Below are 20,573 nucleotides of genomic sequence, written 5' to 3' on the forward strand. Positions count from 1 at the left end.
ACCCTCCTCGGTTGTCGACCGTCTCCTGTCCGATCGCTGTCCGGTCAAACGTCAGGTGTCCGACGGCGGTCACGCGTCACCCGGGTGCACCGGGGTCTCGACTAGGCTGCCGGTGATGAACGAGGTGACCCGGATTCCGGTCGGCGGCGAGCGGCCGTACGACGTACTGGTGGGGCGTGGTCTGCTGGACGCGCTGCCCGGCCTGCTGCCGGGGGCGACCCGGGTGGCGCTGCTGCACGCGCCCCCGGTGAAGCCGCTGGCCGACGCGCTCGGCGAGCGGTTACGCGCCGCCGGTGTCGAGCCGCTGCCGGTCGAGGTGCCCGACGCCGAGGCGGGCAAGCAGATCGAGGTGGCGGCGGAGTGCTGGGACCGGCTCGGTGCCGCCGGGTTCACCCGTACCGACGCGGTGGTGGGTGTCGGCGGCGGTGCGGTGACCGACCTGGCCGGCTTCGTCGCGGCCTGCTGGCTGCGCGGGGTGCGCTGGGTGCCGGTGGCCACCTCCCTGCTGGGCATGGTCGACGCGGCGGTCGGCGGCAAGACCGGGATCAACACGGCGGCCGGCAAGAACCTGGTAGGTGCGTTCCATCCGCCGGTGGGGGTGCTGGCCGACCTGGCCACCCTGGACAGCCTGCCCGCGGTCGACCTGGCCGCCGGGCTGGCCGAGGTGGTCAAGTGCGGGTTCATCGCCGACCCGGTGATCCTCGATCTGGTGGAGCGGGACCCGACGGCGGCCACCGACCCGGCCGGCGCGGTGACCCGGGAGCTGATCGAGCGGGCGATCCGGGTCAAGGCCGACGTGGTCTCCGGTGACCTGCGGGAGTCCGGGGTGCGGGAGGTACTCAACTACGGCCACACCCTGGCCCACGCCATCGAGAAGGTGGAGGGGTACCGCTGGCGGCACGGGCACGCCGTCGCCGTCGGCCTGGTCTACGCCGGTGAGCTGGCCCGGCTCGCCGGCCGCCTCGACCAGGCCACCGCCGAGCGGCACCGCAGCGCGGTGGCCGCGCTCGGACTGCCCACCGGGTACGCCGCCGACGCCTGGCCGCAGTTGCTGGCCACGATGCGGGTGGACAAGAAGGCCCGGGGCAACCTGCTGCGGTTCGTGGTGCTCGACGGCCTGGCCCGCCCGGCGATCCTGGAGGGCCCGGACGACGAGCTGCTGCACGCCGCCTACCGGGAGATCAGTCGGTGAGCGCGAAGGTGTACGTGCTGAACGGGCCGAATCTGGGGCGGCTGGGCAGCCGGCAGGTCGACGTGTACGGGCAGACCAGCTACGCGGACCTGGTGGCGCTCTGCGAGTCGACCGGTCGGGAGCTGGGCCTGGACGTGACGGTCCGGCAGACCGACGCCGAGCACGAGTTGTTGGGCTGGCTGCACGCCGCCGCCGACGAGCAGGCGGCCGTGGTGCTCAACCCGGCCGCCTGGTCGCACTACTCGTACGCGGTGCGGGACGCCTGCGCGATGCTGCGCGGCCCGCTGGTCGAGGTACACATCTCCAACATCCACGCCCGGGAGCCCTTCCGGCACCACTCGGTGGTCTCGGCGGTGGCCACCGGGGTGATCTGCGGTCTGGGGGTGGACGGCTACCGGCTCGCCCTGCACCACCTGGCCGCCCACCGGGCGGCCAGCTGAGGCTGCCCGCCCCGACCTGCGGCGTCCGGCGCAGGGCCTGGGTGACGGGTCGACACGGCTAGTAGACTTGCCAGGTCTGTCCGCCAATTGATGATCAAGGCAGGAAATGGCCACCACCAACGACCTCAAGAACGGCCTGGTACTCAACCTCGACGGAGAGCTGTGGGCCGTCGTCGAATTCCAGCACGTCAAGCCCGGTAAGGGTGGTGCCTTCGTCCGCACCACGCTGAAGAACGTGCTGTCCGGCAAGGTCGTCGACAAGACCTTCAACGCGGGCACCAAGGTCGAGACCGCGACCGTGGACAAGCGCACCATGCAGTATCTGTACGCCGACGGCGAGGACTACGTCTTCATGGATCTGGAGACCTTCGACCAGATCTCCGTGCCCGGCGGCACGGTGGGCGAGGCGGCCAACTACCTCCTGCCCGAGGCCGAGGCGACCGTGGCCACCCACGAGGGCGTGCCGCTCTACATCGAGCTGCCCACCAGCGTGGTGCTCCAGGTCACCTACACCGAGCCGGGTCTGCAGGGCGACCGGTCGACCGGCGGCAACAAGCCGGCCACCGTGGAGACCGGGGCGACGGTGCAGGTGCCGCTCTTCATCACCACCGACGAGAAGATCAAGGTCGACACCCGCGACGGCCGTTACCTCGGCCGCGCCTGATGGCCGAGGGGCCGAAGCAGCAGATGCCGGCGCGCCGCAAGGCGCGTAAGCGGGCGCTGGACGTGCTCTACGAGGCCGACCTGCGGGACCGGCCCCCGGTCGAGGTGCTGGCCGGCTACCTCGAGCGGATCGAGAAGCCGCACCCCGACCACCTGGGGTACGCGGTCAGCCTGGTCGAGGGGGTCGCCACCCACCTGGACCGGATCGACGAGCTGGTCGCCAGCTACGCCGAGGGGTGGACGCTGGACCGGATGCCGGTGGTCGACCGCAACCTGGCCCGGATCGCCGTCTACGAGCTGCTGCACGTCGACGAGATCGACGACCCGGTGGCGATCAGTGAGGCCGTGGAGCTGGCCCGGCAGATGTCGACCGACGACTCGCCGCGCTTTCTCAACGGCCTGCTCAACCGGATCGCCGAGTACACCACCCGGTGACCCGCGCGCCCCGTCCGGGGGCGCCGTGACGACCAGGGGCCCGTGCCGTCCGGCACGGGCCCCTGCTTCGGTTGTCGGTGGGTCAGGAGGCGAAGAACGCCCGCGGGTCGGCGACCAGCACGCCGTGCTCGGTGAGCCGCTCGATCAGGCCCGACGGTGAGGCGTCGTAGACGATCGCGAGGGCGCGCAGGTCGTCGGCGCGGATGGAGAGCACCCGCCCGTTGTAGTCGCCGCGCTGCTGCTGGATGGCGCGGGCGTAGCGGGCCACGTACGCGAGCTCCTCGGAGGCCTCGTCGTAGAGCCGCTCCAGGTCCAGCACGATCTTGCTGGTGGGCTCGTGACGCACCCCGCTGCCGTCGGGCAACAGCTCCGAGACGGGAACTCGGTAGAAGTCAGCCAACTCGGCCAGTCGGGACACCGTGACTGCCCGGTCACCGCGTTCGTACGAGCCGACCACGACGGCCTTCCACCGTCCGTTCGACTTCTCCTCCACCCCCTGCAGGGACAGGCCCTGCTGCTGGCGGATGGAACGCAGGCGGGCGCCCAGCGACTTGGCGTATTCAGAGGGCATACGGACACTCCCAGTGCTGTTCGGGGTTCACCCAGCGATCGCTACGGAGCGTGACGGTACGGGGATTGCGACAACTGGTCAAGTGCTGGGGTGGTGCCGGTTGTCGCCGGCGGGGGAGTTGTCCGCATTTCGGCGTCCTGAGCCGGGGATCAGTGGGTGGCGGACGGCACCGCGGTGACCACTGGTAACGTGGCGTAAGCCCCGGCCCGGGTCGCCCGTCGGCCCGTCCGGTGCGATCCGACGTCCTTTAACGACCCGTCCCGTGAGGCGGGGAAGGAGGTCCGCTGTGGCCTACCCGGCGGCTGCCCATTCGTCACCCCCGCGACAACCCTCGGTGAAGGTGATCCTCGCCGCAGCCGACGTCTCGCGGGTGGTCGACCGCATCGCCCACCAGATCCTGGAGAAGACCCAGGGTGCCGCCGACACCGTGCTGCTCGGCATCCCGACCCGTGGGGTACCGCTGGCCCGTCGGCTGGCCGACCGGATCAGCACCTTCGAGGACGTGGCCGTGCCGGTCGGCGTGCTCGACATCACCCTCTACCGGGACGACCTGCGTCGCCACGCCACCCGGGCGGTGGGCCCCACCCAGCTGCCCCCGGCCGGCATCGACGGCCAGCGGGTCGTCCTCGTCGACGACGTGCTCTTCTCCGGCCGTACGGTGCGGGCCGCGCTCGACGCGCTGAGCGACATCGGCCGCCCCGCCTCGGTCCAGCTCGCCGTGCTGGTCGACCGGGGCCACCGGCAACTGCCCATCCGCGCCGACTACGTGGGGAAGAACATCCCGACCGCGTTGGCCGAGAACGTCAAGGTCACCCTCGCCGAGACCGACGGCACCGACGAGGTACGCCTCTACGGCGGTGCCTCCCAGTGAGCGCGAGGAGTGCAGCGCAGCGGAGCCCCGCAGTCGCGAACGAAAGGCTGGTCCAGTGAGCGCGAGGAGTGCAGCGCAGCGGAGCCCCGCAGTCGCGAACGAAAGGCTGGCCCAGTGATCAGACACCTGCTCTCCGGGGCCGACCTGGACGCCGACACCGCCACCCAGATCCTGGACACCGCCGCCGAGATGGCCACCGTCGCCGGCCGCGAGGTCAAGAAGCTGCCCGCGCTGCGCGGCCGGACCGTGGTGAACCTCTTCTACGAGGACTCCACCCGGACCCGGATCTCCTTCGAGGCGGCGGCGAAGCGGCTCAGCGCCGATGTGATCAACTTCTCGGCCAAGGGGTCCAGCGTCACCAAGGGCGAGAGCCTGAAGGACACCGCGCTGACCCTGCAGGCGATGGGGGCCGACGCGGTGGTCGTCCGGCACCCCGCCTCCGGCGCCCCGCACCGGCTCGCCCACTGGGTGGACGGTTCGGTGGTCAACGCCGGCGACGGCACCCACGAGCACCCCACCCAGGCGCTGCTGGACGCGTACACCATGCGCTCCCGGCTGGGGCGGCTGGCCGGCCTGTCGGTCGCGGTGGTCGGGGACGTCCTGCACAGCCGGGTGGCGCGCTCCAACGTCCTGCTGCTGTCCACCCTCGGTGCCAAGGTCACCCTGGTCGGACCGCCGACGTTGATCCCGGTGGACATCGCCGCCGCGCTCGCCCCCGGCACCGGCGTCTCCTACGACCTGGACTCGGTGCTGCCCGGCTCGGACGTGGTGATGATGCTGCGGGTGCAGCGGGAACGGATGAACGACTCCTACTTCCCGTCGGCCCGCGAGTACTCCCGCCGCTACGGCCTGGACGGCCCCCGCATGCGGCGGCTGCCGGAGCACGCGATCGTCATGCACCCCGGCCCGATGAACCGGGGGATGGAGATCACGCCGGAGGTCGCCGACTCACCCCGCTCCACCATCGTCGAACAGGTCGCCAACGGGGTCTCCGTACGGATGGCCGTGCTCTACCTGCTGCTCGGAGGGAACAACCGGTGACCGCGTACCTGATCAAGAACGTGAGCGTGGTCGGTGCCGCGCCGACCGACCTGCTGATCCGCGACGGCGTCGTGGCGCAGGCCGGTGCGGGGCTGTCCGCGCCGGACGCCGTGGTGGTCGAGGCCGACGGCCTGGTCGCCCTGCCCGGCCTGGTCGACCTGCACACCCACCTGCGTGAACCCGGCCGGGAGGACGCCGAGACCGTCGAGTCCGGCTCCCGGGCGGCGGCGCTCGGCGGTTACACCGCCGTCTGCGCGATGGCCAACACCTCGCCGGTGGCCGACACCGCCGGCGTGGTGGAGCAGGTATGGCGGCTCGGCCGGGAGGCCGGCCTGGTCGACGTGCAGCCGATCGGCGCGGTCACCGTGGGCCTGGCCGGCGAGCGGCTGGCCGAGCTGGGCGCGATGGCCGACTCGGCGGCCCGGGTCCGGATCTTCTCCGACGACGGGCACTGTGTCGCCGACCCGATGCTGATGCGCAGGGCCCTGGAGTACGTGAAGGCGTTCGACGGGATCATCGCCCAGCACGCCGAGGAGCCCCGGCTCACCGAGGGCGCGCAGATGCACGAGGGTGAGGTCTCCACCCGGCTCGGCCTGACCGGCTGGCCGGCGGTCGCCGAGGAGGCGATCATCGCCCGGGACGTGCTGCTGGCCGAGCACGTCGGCAGCCGCCTGCACATCTGCCACGTCTCCACCGCCGGCAGCGTCGAGGTGCTGCGCCACGCCAAGGCCCGAGGGGTACGCGTCACCGCCGAGGTGTGCCCCCACCACCTCCTCCTGACCGACGAGGTGATCGGTGGAAGCGGGGCGGGTGCCGTCGCGGGAAGCGGTGAGCCTGGGAGCCCCGCAGGTCGGAGCTACGACCCGGTGTTCAAGGTCAACCCGCCGCTGCGGACCGCCACCGACGTGGCCGCGTTGCGTGCCGCCCTGGTGGAGGGGGTGATCGACATCGTCGCCACCGACCACGCGCCGCACGCGGTGGAGGACAAGGAGTGTGAGTGGGCGTACGCCCGACCGGGCATGCTCGGGTTGGAGACGGCGCTGTCGATCGCGCTGGAGGTGCTCGGGCCCGAGTGGGACCTGATCGCCGAGCGGCTCTCCCGCGCCCCGGCCCGGATCGCCGGGCTCAGCGGACACGGCGTCGACCCCGCGCCCGGGGTACCGGCCAACCTCACCCTGGTCGACCCGGCGGTCCGGCGCACCATCGAGCCGGCCGACCTGGCCAGCCGTAGCCGCAACACCCCGTACGCCCACATGACGCTCCCGGGTCGCGTCGTCGCGACCTTCCTGCGCGGCGAGGCGACCGTGCTCGACGGAAAGGCCGTGAAGTGACTGTCAGAAAACCCGCGATTCTGGTTCTGGAGGATGGTCGGACGTTCCACGGTGAGGCGTACGGCAGCGTCGGGGAGACCTTCGGCGAGGCGGTCTTCAACACCGGCATGACCGGCTACCAGGAGACGCTTACCGACCCGTCCTACCACCGTCAGGTGGTGGTGCAGACCGCACCGCACATCGGCAACACCGGGGTCAACGACGACGACGACGAGTCGGGGCGGATCTGGGTGGCCGGGTACGTGGTCCGCGACCCGGCCCGGGTCAGCTCGAACTGGCGCGCCCGGGGCGGGCTGGCCGACCGGCTGGCCGCCGAGGGTGTGGTCGGGATCAGCGGCATCGACACCCGGGCGCTGACCCGGCACCTGCGGGAGCGGGGTGCGATGCGGGTGGGTATCTCCAGCGTCGACGACGATCCGCAGGCCCTGCTGTCCCGGGTCCGGCAGGCCCCCGAGATGGTCGGCGCGGATCTCTCCGCCGAGGTGAGCACCGCGCAGCCGTACGTGGTCGAGGCCGAGGGGGAGCACCGGTACACGGTGGCCGCGTTGGACCTGGGGATCAAGCGCAACGTGCCGCGTCGGCTCGCCGCCCGTGGGGTGACCACCCACGTGCTGCCGGCCGGTTCGACGATCGAGGACCTGCTCGCCACCGGCGCGGACGCGGTCTTCTTCTCGCCCGGCCCGGGGGACCCGGCCACCGCCGACGGCCCGACCGAGCTGGCCCGGGAGGTGCTGCGTCGGCGGGTGCCGCTGTTCGGCATCTGCTTCGGCAGCCAGATCCTCGGCCGGGCGCTCGGCTTCGGCACCTACAAGCTCGGCTACGGCCACCGGGGCATCAACCAGCCGGTGCTCGACCGGGCCACCGGCAAGGTCGAGGTGACCAGCCACAACCACGGCTTCGCGGTCGCCTGGCCGGGCCGCGAACAGCAGCCCGGTGCGGTGCGGGTGCCGGGTGCCCAGCCCGGCGCGGTGGTGCCCGACCAGGTGGTCGAGACGGACTTCGGTGGGGTGCAGGTCTCCCACGTCTGCCTCAACGACAACGTGGTGGAGGGGCTGCGGGCCAGGGACGTGCCCGCCTTCACCGTCCAGTACCACCCGGAGGCGGCGGCCGGCCCGCACGACGCGGACTACCTCTTCGACCGCTTCGCCGAACTCATCGAAGGTGGGAAGAATGCCTAAGCGGACCGATCTCAAGCACATCCTGGTGATCGGCTCCGGGCCGATCATCATCGGGCAGGCCTGCGAGTTCGACTATTCCGGCACCCAGGCCTGCCGGGTGCTGCGCGAGGAGGGGATCCGGGTCAGCCTGGTCAACTCCAACCCGGCGACGATCATGACCGACCCGGAGTTCGCCGACGCCACCTACGTCGAGCCGATCACCCCGGAGTTCGTCGAGCTGGTCATCGCCCGGGAGCGCCCGGACGCGGTGCTGCCCACCCTGGGTGGGCAGACCGCGTTGAACACGGCCGTCGCCCTGCACGCCGCCGGGGTGCTGGACAAGTACGGCGTGGAGCTGATCGGCGCGAACGTCGACGCCATCAACCGGGGCGAGGACCGGCAGCTGTTCAAGGACGTCGTGGCCCAGGCCGGGGCGCGGCTGGGGGTCGAGGACCCGACCGCCCTGGTGCCCCGCTCCCGGGTCTGCCACTCGATGGCCGAGGTCGAGGCGACCGTCGCCGAGTTGGGCCTGCCGGTGGTGATCCGGCCGTCGTTCACCATGGGTGGCCTCGGCTCCGGTATGGCGCACACCGACGAGGACCTGGCCCGCATCGCCGGTGCCGGGTTGGCGGCCAGCCCGGTGCACGAGGTGCTGATCGAGGAGAGCGTGCTCGGCTGGAAGGAGTACGAGCTCGAACTCATGCGCGACCGGCACGACAACGTGGTGGTGGTCTGCTCGATCGAGAACGTCGACCCGATGGGCGTGCACACCGGCGACAGCGTCACGGTCGCGCCGGCGATGACCCTTACCGACCGGGAGTACCAGCGCCTGCGTGACCTGGGCATCGCGGTGCTGCGTGAGGTCGGGGTGGACACCGGTGGTTGCAACATCCAGTTCGCGGTGAACCCGGCCGACGGCCGGATCGTGGTGATCGAGATGAACCCGCGGGTGTCCCGCTCCTCGGCGCTGGCGTCGAAGGCGACCGGCTTCCCGATCGCCAAGATCGCCGCGAAGCTGGCCATCGGGTACACCCTCGACGAGATCCCCAACGACATCACCCGCAAGACCCCGGCGGCGTTCGAGCCGAGCCTGGACTACGTGGTGGTGAAGATCCCCCGGTTCGCGTTCGAGAAGTTCCCCGGCGCGGACCCGGAGCTGACCACCACGATGAAGTCGGTGGGCGAGGCGATGAGCCTGGGGCGTAACTTCACCGAGGCGCTGAACAAGGCGATGCGCTCGATGGAGACGAAGGCGGCGGGCTTCTGGACCGTGCCGGACCCGGCCGACGCGACCAGGGAGAACACCCTGGCCGCGCTGCGGGTGCCGCACGACGGTCGGCTCTACACCGTCGAGCGGGCGCTGCGGCTCGGCGCCTCGATCGACGAGGTCCATGCCGCCTCGGGCGGGATCGACAGGTGGTTCCTGGACCAGATCGCCGGTCTGGTCGAGCTGCGGGCGGAGATCGTGGCCGCCCCGGTGCTCGACACGGAGCTGCTGCGGGTGGCCAAGCGGGCCGGGCTGTCGGACCGGCAGCTGGCCGCGTTGCGTCCGGAGCTGGCGGCCGAGGACGGGGTACGCACCCTGCGGCACCGGCTCGACGTCCGGCCGGTGTTCAAGACGGTGGACACCTGCGCGGCCGAGTTCGAGGCGACCACGCCGTACCACTACTCGACGTACGACGCCGAGACCGAGGTGACCGGTTCGGCCCGGCCGAAGGTGCTGATCCTGGGCTCCGGACCGAACCGGATCGGGCAGGGCATCGAGTTCGACTACTCCTGCGTGCACGCGGTACAGGCGCTGCGAAGCGCGCCGAGCGGGGCAGCCGTTGCGTCCGGTTCCGGTGCCGACGGTGCCGGCTTCGAGACCGTCATGATCAACTGCAACCCGGAGACGGTCTCCACCGACTACGACACCGCCGACCGGCTCTACTTCGAGCCGTTGACCTTCGAGGACGTGCTGGAGGTCTGGCATGCCGAGGACACCTCCGGCCGGGCGGCCGGCGGTCCGGGCGTGGTCGGGGTGATCGTGCAGCTCGGCGGGCAGACCCCGCTGGGGTTGGCGCAGCGGCTCAAGGACGCCGGGGTGCCGGTGGTCGGCACCTCCCCGGAGTCCATCCACCTGGCCGAGGAGCGGGGCGCCTTCGGTGAGGTGCTGGCCCGGGCCGGGCTGCGCGCCCCGGCACACGGCATGGCCACCTCGTACGAGCAGGCCCGGGCGATCGCCGAGGAGATCGGCTACCCGGTGCTGGTCCGCCCCTCGTACGTGCTGGGCGGGCGGGGTATGGAGATCGTCTACGACGACCCGACGCTGCGGGACTACATCGGCCGGGCCACCGACATCTCCCCGGACCATCCGGTGCTGGTGGACCGCTTCCTCGACGACGCGATCGAGATCGACGTGGACGCCCTCTGCGACGCCGACGGCGAGGTCTACCTGGGTGGCGTGATGGAGCACATCGAGGAGGCCGGCATCCACTCCGGTGACTCGTCGTGCACCCTGCCGCCGATCACCCTGGCCGCCTCGCACATCGAGCAGGTCCGCCGCTACACCGAGGCGATCGCGCACGGGGTGGGCGTACGCGGTCTGCTCAACGTCCAGTACGCGCTCAAGGACGACGTGCTGTACGTCCTGGAGGCCAACCCCCGGGCGTCGCGGACCGTGCCGTTCGTGTCTAAGGCGACGGCGGTGCCGTTGGCCAAGGCGGCGGCCCGCATCGCGCTCGGCGCGAGCATCGCCGAGCTGCGCGCCGAGGGGATGCTGCCGCCCAGCGGGGACGGTGGCACGATGCCGCCGGGCGCGCCGATCGCGGTGAAGGAGGCGGTGCTGCCGTTCAAGCGGTTCCGCACCCCGGCCGGCAAGGGGGTGGACTCGCTGCTCGGCCCGGAGATGAAGTCCACCGGCGAGGTGATGGGCATCGACCCGCACTTCGGGCACGCCTTCGCCAAGTCCCAGTCGGCCGCGTACGGTTCGCTGCCGACCGGGGGGAAGATCTTCGTCTCGGTGGCCAACCGGGACAAGCGCGCGATGATCTTCCCGATCAAGCGCCTGGCGGACCTGGGCTTCGAGATCGTCGCGACCGCCGGCACCGCCGAGGTGCTGCGCCGGCACGGCGTCACCTGCGAGGAGATCCGCAAGCACTACGAGACCGGGCAGGACGACGACGCGGTGTCGCTGGTCCTGCGCGGCGAGGTGGCCCTGGTGGTCAACACGCCGCAGGGCTCCGGGGCCAGCGCCCGCTCCGACGGGTACGAGATCCGCAGCGCCGCCGTGACCGCGGACATCCCGTGCGTCACCACGGTTCCCGGTGTGGCGGCCGCGGTGATGGGCATCGAGGCCCGGATCCGGGGGGACATGCAGGTCCGCCCCCTGCAGGATCTGCACGCCACCCTGCGGGGACTGCGGTGACCGGGTGCCTGCTGCCGGGCGAGGGCGGTCCGGCGTGATCTTCGAGCGGGCGGTACGTCCGTGGCTGTTCCGCCTCGGCGGCGGTGACGCCGAGGCGGCGCACGACTGGACGCTGCGCCGGCTGGCGGTGCTGGCCCGGCAGCCGGCGGCGCTGGCCGCGCTGCGGGCCCGGTACCTGGTCCAGGCCCCCCGCACGGTGTTCGGGGTGCGGTTTCCCAACCCGGTCGGGCTGGCCGCCGGGATGGACAAGAACGGGTTGGCGTTGCCGGCCTGGTCGGCGCTGGGCTTCGGCTTCGTCGAGGTCGGCACGGTGACCGCGCACGCCCAGCCGGGCAACCCCCGGCCCCGGTTGTTCCGGCTGCCCGACAGCGCCGCCGTGGTCAACCGGATGGGCTTCAACAACGCCGGGGCCGAGGCGCTCGCGGTCCGGCTGGCGGCGTTGCCCCGCCCGCTCGGGGTACCGCTGGGCATCTCGCTCGGCAAGTCCAAGGTGACCCCGTTGGACGAGGCGGTCGAGGACTACCTCGCCTCCTACCGGGCGTTGCGTTCCCACGGCGACTACTTCGCGGTCAACGTCTCCTCGCCGAACACCCCGGGGCTGCGGTCGTTGCAGGACAAGGAGCACCTGGACGCCCTGCTGGCGGCGCTGGTGGGGGAGAAGCCGGTGCTGGTCAAGATCGCTCCGGATCTGACCGAGCCGGCCATCGCCGAGCTGCTGGAGGTCTGTCTGGCCCGGGGTGCGGCCGGGGTGATCGCCACCAACACCACGTTGTCGCGCGACGGCCTGGCCGCCGCCGACCGGCCGCGGGGCGCGCAGGCCGGTGGGCTCTCCGGGCGACCGTTGGCCGAACGGGCCCGCGCGGTGGTCTCCTTCGTGCACACCGAGACCGGTGGGCGGCTGCCGGTGGTCGGGGTGGGTGGGATTCTCGACCCGGACGACGCCACCCGGATGTTCGACGCCGGCGCGAGCCTCGTGCAGCTCTACACCGGTTTCATCTACCGTGGGCCGGGCCTGACCCGCGCCGTGGCCCGAGCCGCGGCGGGTGTCGCGCCGCCGACCGCGGCCACCCTCCGGTGACCCCCGCCCGGCGTCCGCGACGTCGATCCGGCGCGCGCCGCCGGGCGGGACACCCCCAGCAGGTACGGCAGGAGCAGCGGTGACGCCCGAGGAGATCCTGGCCGCCGACCGGGCCCACGTCTGGCACCCGTACGCGCCACTGCCCCCGGCCACCCCGCCGTACGTGGTGGCCGGTGCCGAGGGGGTGCGGCTGCGCCTGGCCGACGGGCGGGAGCTGGTCGACGGCATGTCGTCGTGGTGGTCGGCGATCCACGGGTACCGCCATCCGGTGCTCGACGCCGCGGTCACCGACCAGCTCGGCCGGATGAGTCACGTGATGTTCGGCGGGCTGACCCACGAGCCGGCGGTACGACTGGCCCGTACCCTGGTCGAGCTGGCCCCCGACGGGCTGGAGCGGGTCTTCCTCTGCGACTCGGGGTCGGTCAGCGTCGAGGTGGCGGTCAAGATGTGCCTGCAGTACCAGCGGGCCACCGGTCGACCGCAGCGGCGCCGGCTGGGCACCTGGCGCGGCGGGTACCACGGGGACACCTTCCACCCGATGAGCGTCTGCGACCCGGTCGGCGGGATGCACCATCTCTGGACCGACGTGCTGCCCCGGCAGGTCTTCGCCCCGCAACCGCCGGACGGCTTCGCCGCCCCGCCCGATCCGGCGTACGCCGCGACGCTTGTCGAGGCGGTGGAGCGGCACGCCGACGAGCTGGCCGCGGTGATCGTCGAGCCGGTGGTGCAGGGCGCCGGCGGGATGCGCTTCCACCACCCCGAGTACCTGCGGGTGCTGCGCGAGGTGACCCGGGCGCACGGGGTACTGCTGGTCTTCGACGAGATCGCCACCGGGTTCGGCCGGACCGGGACGATGTTCGCCGCCGAACACGCCGGGGTCACCCCGGACGTGCTCTGTCTCGGCAAGGCGCTGACCGGCGGGTACCTCAGCCTGGCCGCCGCGCTCTGTACCCCGGAGGTCGCCTGGGGCATCTCCGCCGACGGCGGTGTGCTGGCGCACGGCCCCACCTTCATGGGCAACCCGTTGGCCTGCGCGGTGGCCAACGCCTCCGTGGGGCTGCTGCGCGCCGGTGACTGGGCCGCCGAGGTCCGCCGGGTGGGCGCCGGTCTGGCGGCCGGGCTGGAGCCGCTGCGCGGCGCGCCGGGGGTACGCGACGTGCGGGTGCTGGGCGCGATCGGCGTGGTGCAGCTCGACCACGAGGTGGACCTGCCCGCCGCCACCGCCGCGGCGGTGGGGCGGGGCGTCTGGCTGCGTCCGTTCCGGGACCTGGTCTACGCCATGCCGCCGTACGTGACCGACGACGACGACCTGGCCCGGATCACGGCCGGGATGGCCGCGGCGGTGGCGGCGGGCTGAGCCGCCGGGACCCTCGGGCCGCCCCGTCCCACCGGGCGGCCGGTGGGAGGCCGTGGGCCCGCCCCACGACGGGGGACCGGTCGGGAAGTGTCCGGGCCACCCGGTGGCGTCGGTCGCCCCGGTGTGGGGCCACCCGGGGGCGTCGGGGACCCGACGGCGTGAGCCACGCGACGGCGTGGGAGGACGTGCGACGGCGCAGCCGTCGCGGGAGAGAGGGAGTTGCACAGCGATGGAGACCTTCGGGAGCCGACTGCACCGGGCGATGACCGAGCGGGGACCGCTCTGTGTCGGCATCGACCCGCACCCCGAGTTGCTCCGCCGGTGGGGCCTGCCGGACACCGTCGAGGGGCTGGACCGATTCGCCCGGACCGTCGTGGAAGCGCTCGGTGACCGGGTTGCGGTGATCAAGCCGCAGTCGGCCTTCTTCGAACGTTTCGGAGCCTCGGGCGTGTCGGTTCTAGAGTCAACTATCCGACAGTTACGAGATGTCGGCTCGCTCGTTCTGCTGGACGTCAAGCGCGGTGACATCGGTTCGACGGTGCGCGCGTACGCCTCCGCGTACCTCCATCCATCCAGCTCGCTGTATGTCGACGCGATCACCGCGAGTCCGTACCTGGGGGTCGGGTCGCTGGCTCCGATGTTCGAGTTGGCCGCCGAGCACGGTGGCGGCGTCTTCGTCCTCGCGCTCACCTCGAACCCGGAGGGTGCCGCCGTGCAGCGCGCGGTCAGTCCCGACGGGCGGACTGTCGCGCAGACGGTCATCGACGAGATTTCCCAGCTCAACAGCGGTTGTGAACCGCTCGGTAACTTTGGGTTGGTGGTGGGGGCGACCATTGGCGAGACAGGTCACGACCTGTCGTCGGTGGGCGGGCCGCTGCTCGCCCCGGGGCTCGGCGCACAGGGTGCCACGGCCGCCGATCTGCGTACCGTCTTCGGCTCCGGGCTCTCCGCCGTGCTGCCGTCGTACTCCCGGGAGGTGCTCAACGCGGGCCCGGACACCGCCGCGCTGCGGGCCGCTGCGGACCGGGTGCTGGCGGACTGCCGGGCCGCGCTGAGGCCTGTCGACTGACTGACGGCTCGGTCACTTTGCGTCCATGGGCGCGTGCCCACGTTGCCGAAAGCTCCGTTGACCGCTAGTTTTCCCCGCGCTGGGAACCACGGACCCCTTTGGTTGCCAGCGACACCACGTTTCACAGATGCGGCGGTGCGTCCCGCCCGTCGCGATAGGGACCTGAGGAGAACTGGTGCCGCTCCCGTCACTGACCCCCGAGCAGCGCGCAGCCGCGCTGGAAAAGGCTGCGGAGATCCGCAAAGCCCGTGCTGAGCTGAAGGAGCAGCTCAAGCAGGGCAAGACCACCCTCGCCGCCGTGCTCGACCGGGCCGAGTCCGACGATGTCGTCGGCAAGCTCAAGGTCTCGGCCGTCCTGCAGTCGATGCCGGGCATCGGCAAGATCCGGGCGACCCAGATCATGGAGAAGCTGAAGATCGCCGACAGTCGCCGCCTGCGTGGGCTCGGCGAGCAGCAGCGCAAGGCGCTGCTGGGAGAGTTCGCCGCGAACTGAATCGCGGCAGCGTGTAGAAACAAGCAGTGAGCACGGACGGCGAGACGCGCCCGGCAGCTCGGCTCACTGTCCTGGCCGGACCTTCCGGTGCCGGCAGGGAGAGTGTGGTCGAGCTGGTCCGGGCGCGTTCCCCGGCCATCTGGACTCCGGCGCCGGCCACCACCCGGCCGCGCCGCGAGTGCGAGGTGGACGGAATCGACCGGGTCTTTCTCGACCCGGTCGAGTTCGACCAACTGGCCGCCGCCGGCCAGTTGCTGGAGTGGGCCCGGATCGGGCCGTACCGGCGGGGTACGCCGGGCGAGTCGGTCCGGTCCCGGTTGCGTGCCGGTCGGCCGGTGCTGCTCCCGCTGGACCTGGTCGGCGCGTCGCAGGTGCGTGCGGCGTTCCCGGGGTCCCGGCTGGTGCTGCTCCGGCCGCCCGGGTACCGTCCCGAGCCGGCCGTCGACGCCCTCGTGGACCACACCGTGCTGCACGACCGTACCGAGCGGGCCGTGGACGAACTGGTAGGCTTGCTCGGTTCTGTCACTTGAGACGACGCTGAGGTTATTCGTGGGATCCATCGCCAACCCCGAAGGCATCACCAACCCGCCGATCGACGAGCTGCTCGACAAGACCACCTCGAAGTACGCGCTGGTGATCTTCGCCGCCAAGCGTGCCCGTCAGGTCAACGCCTACTACAGCCAGCTCGGCGAGGGCCTGCTGGAGTACGTCGGCCCGCTGGTGGAGACCACCCCGCAGGAGAAGCCGCTCTCCATCGCCATGCGGGAGATCAACGCGGGCCTGCTCACCGCCGAGCCGACCGACCAGCCGTAGTCCGCCCCGGCCCGCCGATGTCCGCCGAGATCGTCCTCGGAGTCGGCGGCGGCATCGCCGCCTACAAGGCGTGTGAGCTGCTGCGACTGTTCACCGAGTCGGGGCACCGGGTCCGCGTCGTGCCGACTGGGTCGGCCCTGCGCTTCGTCGGCGCGCCGACCTGGGCCGCGCTCTCCGGACAGCCGGTCGCCGACGACGTCTGGGCGCAGGTGCACGAGGTGCCGCACGTGCGGCTCGGTCAACGGGCCGACCTCGTGGTGGTCGCGCCGGCCACCGCCGACCTGCTGGCCCGTGCCGCCCACGGCCTCGCCGACGACCTGCTCACCAACACCCTGCTCACCGCCCGGTGCCCGGTGCTGCTGGCCCCGGCCATGCACACCGAGATGTGGGAGCACCCCGCCACCGTGGCCAACGTCGCGACCCTGCGCTCCCGCGGGGTACGGGTGATCGAGCCGGCCGTCGGGCGGCTCACCGGCGCGGACAGCGGCAAGGGGCGGCTGCCCGATCCGGCCGAGATCTTCGCGATCGCCCGCCGGACGTTGGCCCGGGGCCCGGCCTCCGCCGACCTCGCCGGCCGGCACGTGGTGGTCACCGCCGGTGGCACCCGGGAGCCGTTGGACCCGGTGCGGTTCCTCGGCAACCGCTCGTCGGGCAAACAGGGCTACGCCTTCGCCCGCGCGGCGGTGGCCCGGGGCGCCCGGGTGACCCTGATCTCGGCCAATGTCTCCCTCGCCCCGCCGGCCGGCGTGGACCTGGTCCGGGTCGGCACCACCGAGCAGTTGCGTACCGCGACGCTGTCGGCAGCCGCCGGAGCGGACGCGGTGGTGATGGCGGCGGCACCTGCCGATTTCCGACCGGCGAGCTACTCCACCAGCAAAATCAAGAAGTCGACGGACGAAGCCCCTACCATCGAACTCGTCATCAATCCCGACATCGCCGCCGAGTTGGGTCGGGACCGTCGGCCGGAGCAGGTACTGGTGGTGTTCGCAGCGGAGACCGGTGACGCCGAGGCCAACGGCCGGGCCAAACTCGCCCGCAAGCGAGCCGACCTCATCGTCATCAACGAGGTCGGTCCGGACAAGGTCTTCGGCGCCGACACCAACGCGGCCACCGTCGTCGGTGCCGACGGCGCCACGCACACCCTGGCCGAGCGGTCCAAGGAGGAGCTGGCCGACGACGTCTGGGACCTCGTCGTCGCGCGGTGGCCGGCCCTTCCCGAAAGGTGAGTGTGGCCCACCGTTCAAGCGTTCGTCGAAACCCGATGACTACACTTCCGCGGAACGACTTTTCCTCAGCTTAGGAGTGCCGTGACACGCCGCCTCTTCACTTCCGAATCGGTCACGGAAGGCCACCCGGACAAGATCGCCGACCAGATCAGCGACGGTATTCTGGATGCGCTGCTCGCCGAGGACCCGCACAGCCGGGTGGCCGTGGAGACCCTGATCACCACGGGTCAGGTCCACGTCGCCGGCGAGGTGACCACCAAGGCGTACGCCGACATCCCGACGATCGTGCGGGAGACCATCCTGCGGATCGGGTACGACTCGTCGAAGAAGGGTTTCGACGGGGCGTCCTGTGGCGTCAGCGTCTCGATTGGCGCCCAGTCGCCGGACATCGCCCAGGGCGTCGACAACGCCTTCGAGCTGCGTACCGGGTCGTCGGAGAGCGCGCTCGACGCGCAGGGCGCCGGTGACCAGGGCATGATGTTCGGCTTCGCCTGCTCCGAGACGCCGGAGCTGATGCCGCTGCCGATCGCGCTGGCGCACCGGCTGTCCCGCCGGCTCGCCGCGGTCCGCAAGGACGGCACCGTGCCGTACCTGCGCCCGGACGGCAAGACCCAGGTCACCATCGAGTACGAGGGGCTGCGCCCGGTCCGGCTGAACACCGTCGTGGTGTCCAGCCAGCACGCCGCGGACATCTCGCTGGAGTCGCTGCTCACCCCGGACGTACGGGAGCACGTGATCACCCCGGAGCTGGAGGGCCTCGGCCTCGACACCGAGGGTTACCGGCTGCTGGTCAACCCGACCGGCCGGTTCGAGGTCGGCGGCCCGATGGGCGACGCCGGCCTGACCGGGCGGAAGATCATCGTCGACACCTACGGCGGGTACGCCCGCCACGGCGGCGGCGCGTTCTCCGGCAAGGACCCGTCCAAGGTGGACCGGTCGGCCGCGTACGCGATGCGCTGGGTGGCCAAGAACGTGGTGGCCGCCGGCCTGGCCGAGCGGTGCGAGGCGCAGGTCGCGTACGCGATCGGCAAGGCCCACCCGGTCAGCCTCTTCATCGAGACCTTCGGCACCGAGACCGTGCCGGTCGCCTCGATCGAGAAGGCCGTCAGCGAGATCTTCGACCTGCGTCCGGCCGCGATCATCCGCGATCTCGACCTGCTCCGCCCGATCTACCAGCAGACCGCCGCGTACGGCCACTTCGGCCGGGAGCTGCCCGAGCTGACCTGGGAGAGCACCGACCGGGCCGCCGACCTCAAGTCGGCTGCGGGAGCCTGACCGGCACCAGGCGCAGCGACCGGCGACCCGCGACGGGGTCGCCGGTCGCTCGTGTCTGTGTCGACGTACCCCTGCCCCACCTGGACCGCCCCTTCGACTACCTGGTCCCCGCCGACCTGGCCGACATCGCGGTGCCCGGTGCCCGGGTCAAGGTGCGCTTCGCCGGGCAGCTCGTCGACGGCTGGCTGCTGACCCGGGTCGCCGAGTCGGCGCACCCGGGCAAGCTGGCATACCTGGAGAAGGTGGTCTCGCCGGTGCCGGTGCTGGCCCCGGAGATCGCCCAGCTCGCGCGGGCGGTCGCCGACCGGTACGCCGGCGTCCTGGCCGACGTGCTCCGCCTCGCCGTGCCACCCCGGCACGCCCGGGTGGAGAAGGAGGTCACCGCCGAACCACCGGCCCCAGCCGGCACGGCCGAGCTGACTGAGCCGGCCGGCACCGCCGGCGTGCCGGTCGCCGTCGGCCAGCCGACGCCCACCGCCGCCCCGGGTCGGCCCGAGCCGGCCGACACCGGGTGGCGGGACTACCCGGCCGGGTCGGCCCTGCTGCGGGCGTTGACGCAGGGCCGGGCCCCCCGGGCCGTCTGGTCGGCGTTGCCCGGCGCGGACTGGGCCGACCGGTACGCCGAGGCCGCCGCGGCCACCGTGGCCGGTGGCCGGGGCGTGGTGATGGTGGTCGCCGACGCCCGTGACCTGGACCGGCTCGACGCGGCGCTCACCGCGGTGCTGGGCGACGGCCGGCACGTCTGCCTCTCCGCCGCACTCGGGCCGGCCCGGCGCTACCGGGCCTTCCTCGCCGCCCGGTTCGGTGCCGTGCCGGTGGTGATCGGCACCCGGGCGGCGATGTTCGCCCCGGTACGGCGACTCGGTCTGGTGGCGATCTGGGACGACGGGGACGACCTGCACGCCGAACCCCGGTCCCCGTACCCGCACGCCCGGGAGGTGCTGCTGACCCGGGCCCGGCTCGCCGACGCCGCCGCCCTGGTCGGCGGGTACACCCGTACCGCCGAGGCACAACTGCTGGTGGAGACCGGGTGGGCCCGGGAGGTGGTCGCCGGCCGGGAAACGGTGCGGGCGCGTACCCCGGCGATCGCCCCGACCGGTGACGATCCGCAACTGGCCCGCGACCCGGGTGCGGTCACCGCCCGGCTGCCCAGCCTGGCCTGGACCACCGCCCGGGACACCCTGCGGGCCGCGCTGCCGGTGCTGGTGCAGGTGCCCCGCCGGGGTTACCTGCCGGCGGTGGCCTGCGCCGAGTGCCGCACCCCGGCCCGCTGCCCGCACTGTGCCGGGCCGCTGGCCCTGCCGTCGGCGACCGGTACGCCGGCCTGCCGCTGGTGTGGCCGGGTCGCCGCCGCCTACGCCTGCCCGGAGTGCGGCGGGCGGCGGCTGCGGGCCGCCGTCACCGGTGCCCGGCGCACCGCGGAGGAACTCGGTCGGGCCTTCCCCGGGGTGCCGGTGCGCACCTCCGGACGGGAGGAGGTGCTGGCCACGGTGCCCGGCGGGGCCGGGTTGGTGGTCGCCACGCCGGGGGCCGAGCCGGTCGCCGAGGGTGGCTACGGCGCGGTGCTGCTGCTGGACTCCTGGGCCCTGCTCACCCGCGCCGACCTGCGGGCGGGGGAGGAGGCGCTACGCCGCTGGATGAGCGCCGCCGCGCTGGCCCGGCCCGCCGCGGCCGGCGGGCGGGTGGTGGTGGTCGCCGACGGCGCCCTGGCCCCGGTGCAGGCGCTGCTGCGCTGGGACGCCGGCTGGTTCGCCGCCCGGGAGCTGGCCGAACGCCGGGAGCTGGGCTTCCCGCCGGCGGTCCGGATGGCCAGCCTCACCGGGTCGGCCGCGGCGGTGGCCGACCTGCTGGCCGAGGCGCGCCTGCCGGACGCGGCCGAGGTGCTCGGCCCGGTCCCGGCCGACGACGACCGGGAGCGGATGCTGGTCCGGGTCCCCCGGGCGCGGGCCGCCGCGCTCGCCGAGGCGTTGCACTCCGCAGCCGGCGTACGCACCGCCCGTAAGGCCACCGATCCGGTACGTCTGCAGGTCGATCCGCTGAGCCTGTTCTGAGCGTCGCGGTGACGGAGTGTGCTGGGCGGGGTGGTAGCATCGCCCGTCATGCCGTGCCGGTCCCGGTGTCCCCATGGTGCCAGGGTCGATGACGTGTTCCATTG

19 protein-coding genes are annotated in these 20,573 nt (G+C 72.6%); 18 read left to right on the plus strand and 1 reads right to left on the minus strand.

Going from position 1 to position 20,573, the window contains the following annotated elements; translation table 11 throughout:
- The first annotated feature begins 115 nt into the window (after positions 1-115).
- The 4 genes from aroB (at position 116) to nusB (ending at position 2,730) form a co-directional block, all read left to right on the plus strand.
- Complete coding sequence (aroB, locus tag GA0070617_RS12215) at positions 116-1,192, plus strand: 3-dehydroquinate synthase (protein WP_091436607.1); 1,077 nt, start codon at positions 116-118, stop codon at positions 1,190-1,192.
- Positions 1,189-1,632, plus strand: coding sequence for a type II 3-dehydroquinate dehydratase (gene aroQ, locus GA0070617_RS12220; protein WP_091436609.1), 444 nt, complete (start codon positions 1,189-1,191; stop codon positions 1,630-1,632). Before aroB ends, aroQ begins: the two co-directional genes overlap by 4 nt.
- Before the next feature lie 106 nt (positions 1,633-1,738).
- Positions 1,739-2,296, plus strand: a complete 558-nt coding sequence (efp, locus tag GA0070617_RS12225; RefSeq protein ID WP_091436612.1) for an elongation factor P — start codon at positions 1,739-1,741, stop codon at positions 2,294-2,296.
- A 23-nt stretch (positions 2,297-2,319) separates the two neighbouring features.
- Positions 2,320-2,730 (plus strand): transcription antitermination factor NusB, encoded by a 411-nt coding sequence (gene nusB, locus GA0070617_RS12230; protein ID WP_175440762.1) that lies wholly within the window; start codon positions 2,320-2,322, stop codon positions 2,728-2,730.
- Positions 2,731-2,812: 82 nt separating this feature from the next.
- Here nusB and bldD read toward each other — a convergent pair whose 3' ends face one another.
- Positions 2,813-3,301 (minus strand): transcriptional regulator BldD, encoded by a 489-nt coding sequence (gene bldD, locus GA0070617_RS12235; protein ID WP_091436620.1) that lies wholly within the window; start codon positions 3,299-3,301, stop codon positions 2,813-2,815.
- A 286-nt stretch (positions 3,302-3,587) separates the two neighbouring features.
- On the opposite strand from bldD, the gene pyrR reads away from it, so the two are divergent.
- The 14 genes from pyrR (at position 3,588) to GA0070617_RS12305 (ending at position 20,469) form a co-directional block, all read left to right on the plus strand.
- Positions 3,588-4,172 (plus strand): bifunctional pyr operon transcriptional regulator/uracil phosphoribosyltransferase PyrR, encoded by a 585-nt coding sequence (pyrR, locus tag GA0070617_RS12240; protein ID WP_091436623.1) that lies wholly within the window; start codon positions 3,588-3,590, stop codon positions 4,170-4,172.
- A gap of 114 nt (positions 4,173-4,286) precedes the next feature.
- Positions 4,287-5,213, plus strand: coding sequence for an aspartate carbamoyltransferase catalytic subunit (locus GA0070617_RS12245; protein WP_091436626.1), 927 nt, complete (start codon positions 4,287-4,289; stop codon positions 5,211-5,213).
- Entirely contained in the window at positions 5,210-6,544 is a 1,335-nt protein-coding gene (locus GA0070617_RS12250) for a dihydroorotase (protein ID WP_091436628.1), read from the plus strand. The genes GA0070617_RS12245 and GA0070617_RS12250 overlap by 4 nt, the downstream gene beginning before the upstream one ends.
- On the plus strand, positions 6,541-7,722 hold the full coding sequence (gene carA / locus GA0070617_RS12255; RefSeq protein ID WP_091436630.1) for a glutamine-hydrolyzing carbamoyl-phosphate synthase small subunit: 1,182 nt from the start codon (positions 6,541-6,543) through the stop codon (positions 7,720-7,722). The genes GA0070617_RS12250 and carA overlap by 4 nt, the downstream gene beginning before the upstream one ends.
- Complete coding sequence (gene carB / locus GA0070617_RS12260) at positions 7,715-11,107, plus strand: carbamoyl-phosphate synthase large subunit (protein WP_091436633.1); 3,393 nt, start codon at positions 7,715-7,717, stop codon at positions 11,105-11,107. Before carA ends, carB begins: the two co-directional genes overlap by 8 nt.
- Positions 11,108-11,141: 34 nt before the next feature.
- Entirely contained in the window at positions 11,142-12,185 is a 1,044-nt protein-coding gene (locus GA0070617_RS12265) for a quinone-dependent dihydroorotate dehydrogenase (RefSeq protein ID WP_091436634.1), read from the plus strand.
- A 79-nt stretch (positions 12,186-12,264) separates the two neighbouring features.
- Positions 12,265-13,542: an adenosylmethionine--8-amino-7-oxononanoate transaminase gene (locus GA0070617_RS12270; RefSeq protein WP_091436635.1), complete on the plus strand. Its 1,278-nt coding sequence runs from the start codon at positions 12,265-12,267 to the stop codon at positions 13,540-13,542.
- 229 nt (positions 13,543-13,771) lie between these two features.
- The gene (pyrF, locus tag GA0070617_RS12275; protein WP_091436636.1) at positions 13,772-14,611 is read left to right on the plus strand and encodes an orotidine-5'-phosphate decarboxylase; all 840 of its coding nucleotides are present in this window, start codon (positions 13,772-13,774) and stop codon (positions 14,609-14,611) included.
- 175 nt (positions 14,612-14,786) lie between these two features.
- Complete coding sequence (gene mihF, locus GA0070617_RS12280) at positions 14,787-15,104, plus strand: integration host factor, actinobacterial type (RefSeq protein ID WP_091436637.1); 318 nt, start codon at positions 14,787-14,789, stop codon at positions 15,102-15,104.
- 26 nt (positions 15,105-15,130) lie between these two features.
- Positions 15,131-15,634, plus strand: a complete 504-nt coding sequence (locus GA0070617_RS12285; RefSeq protein ID WP_091436638.1) for a nucleoside/nucleotide kinase family protein — start codon at positions 15,131-15,133, stop codon at positions 15,632-15,634.
- 19 nt (positions 15,635-15,653) lie between these two features.
- Entirely contained in the window at positions 15,654-15,917 is a 264-nt protein-coding gene (gene rpoZ / locus GA0070617_RS12290; protein WP_067373935.1) for a DNA-directed RNA polymerase subunit omega, read from the plus strand.
- Between the two features lie 17 nt (positions 15,918-15,934).
- Entirely contained in the window at positions 15,935-17,143 is a 1,209-nt protein-coding gene (coaBC, locus tag GA0070617_RS12295; protein WP_091436639.1) for a bifunctional phosphopantothenoylcysteine decarboxylase/phosphopantothenate--cysteine ligase CoaBC, read from the plus strand.
- 81 nt (positions 17,144-17,224) lie between these two features.
- A complete protein-coding gene (gene metK / locus GA0070617_RS12300; RefSeq protein ID WP_091436640.1) occupies positions 17,225-18,418 on the plus strand; it encodes a methionine adenosyltransferase in 1,194 nt (397 codons plus the stop codon).
- Positions 18,415-20,469: a primosomal protein N' gene (locus GA0070617_RS12305; protein ID WP_175440763.1), complete on the plus strand. Its 2,055-nt coding sequence runs from the start codon at positions 18,415-18,417 to the stop codon at positions 20,467-20,469. The genes metK and GA0070617_RS12305 overlap by 4 nt, the downstream gene beginning before the upstream one ends.
- Positions 20,470-20,573: the final 104 nt, after the last annotated feature.

It is taken from the genome of Micromonospora yangpuensis (assembly GCF_900091615.1).
Taxonomy (GTDB): domain Bacteria; phylum Actinomycetota; class Actinomycetes; order Mycobacteriales; family Micromonosporaceae; genus Micromonospora; species Micromonospora yangpuensis.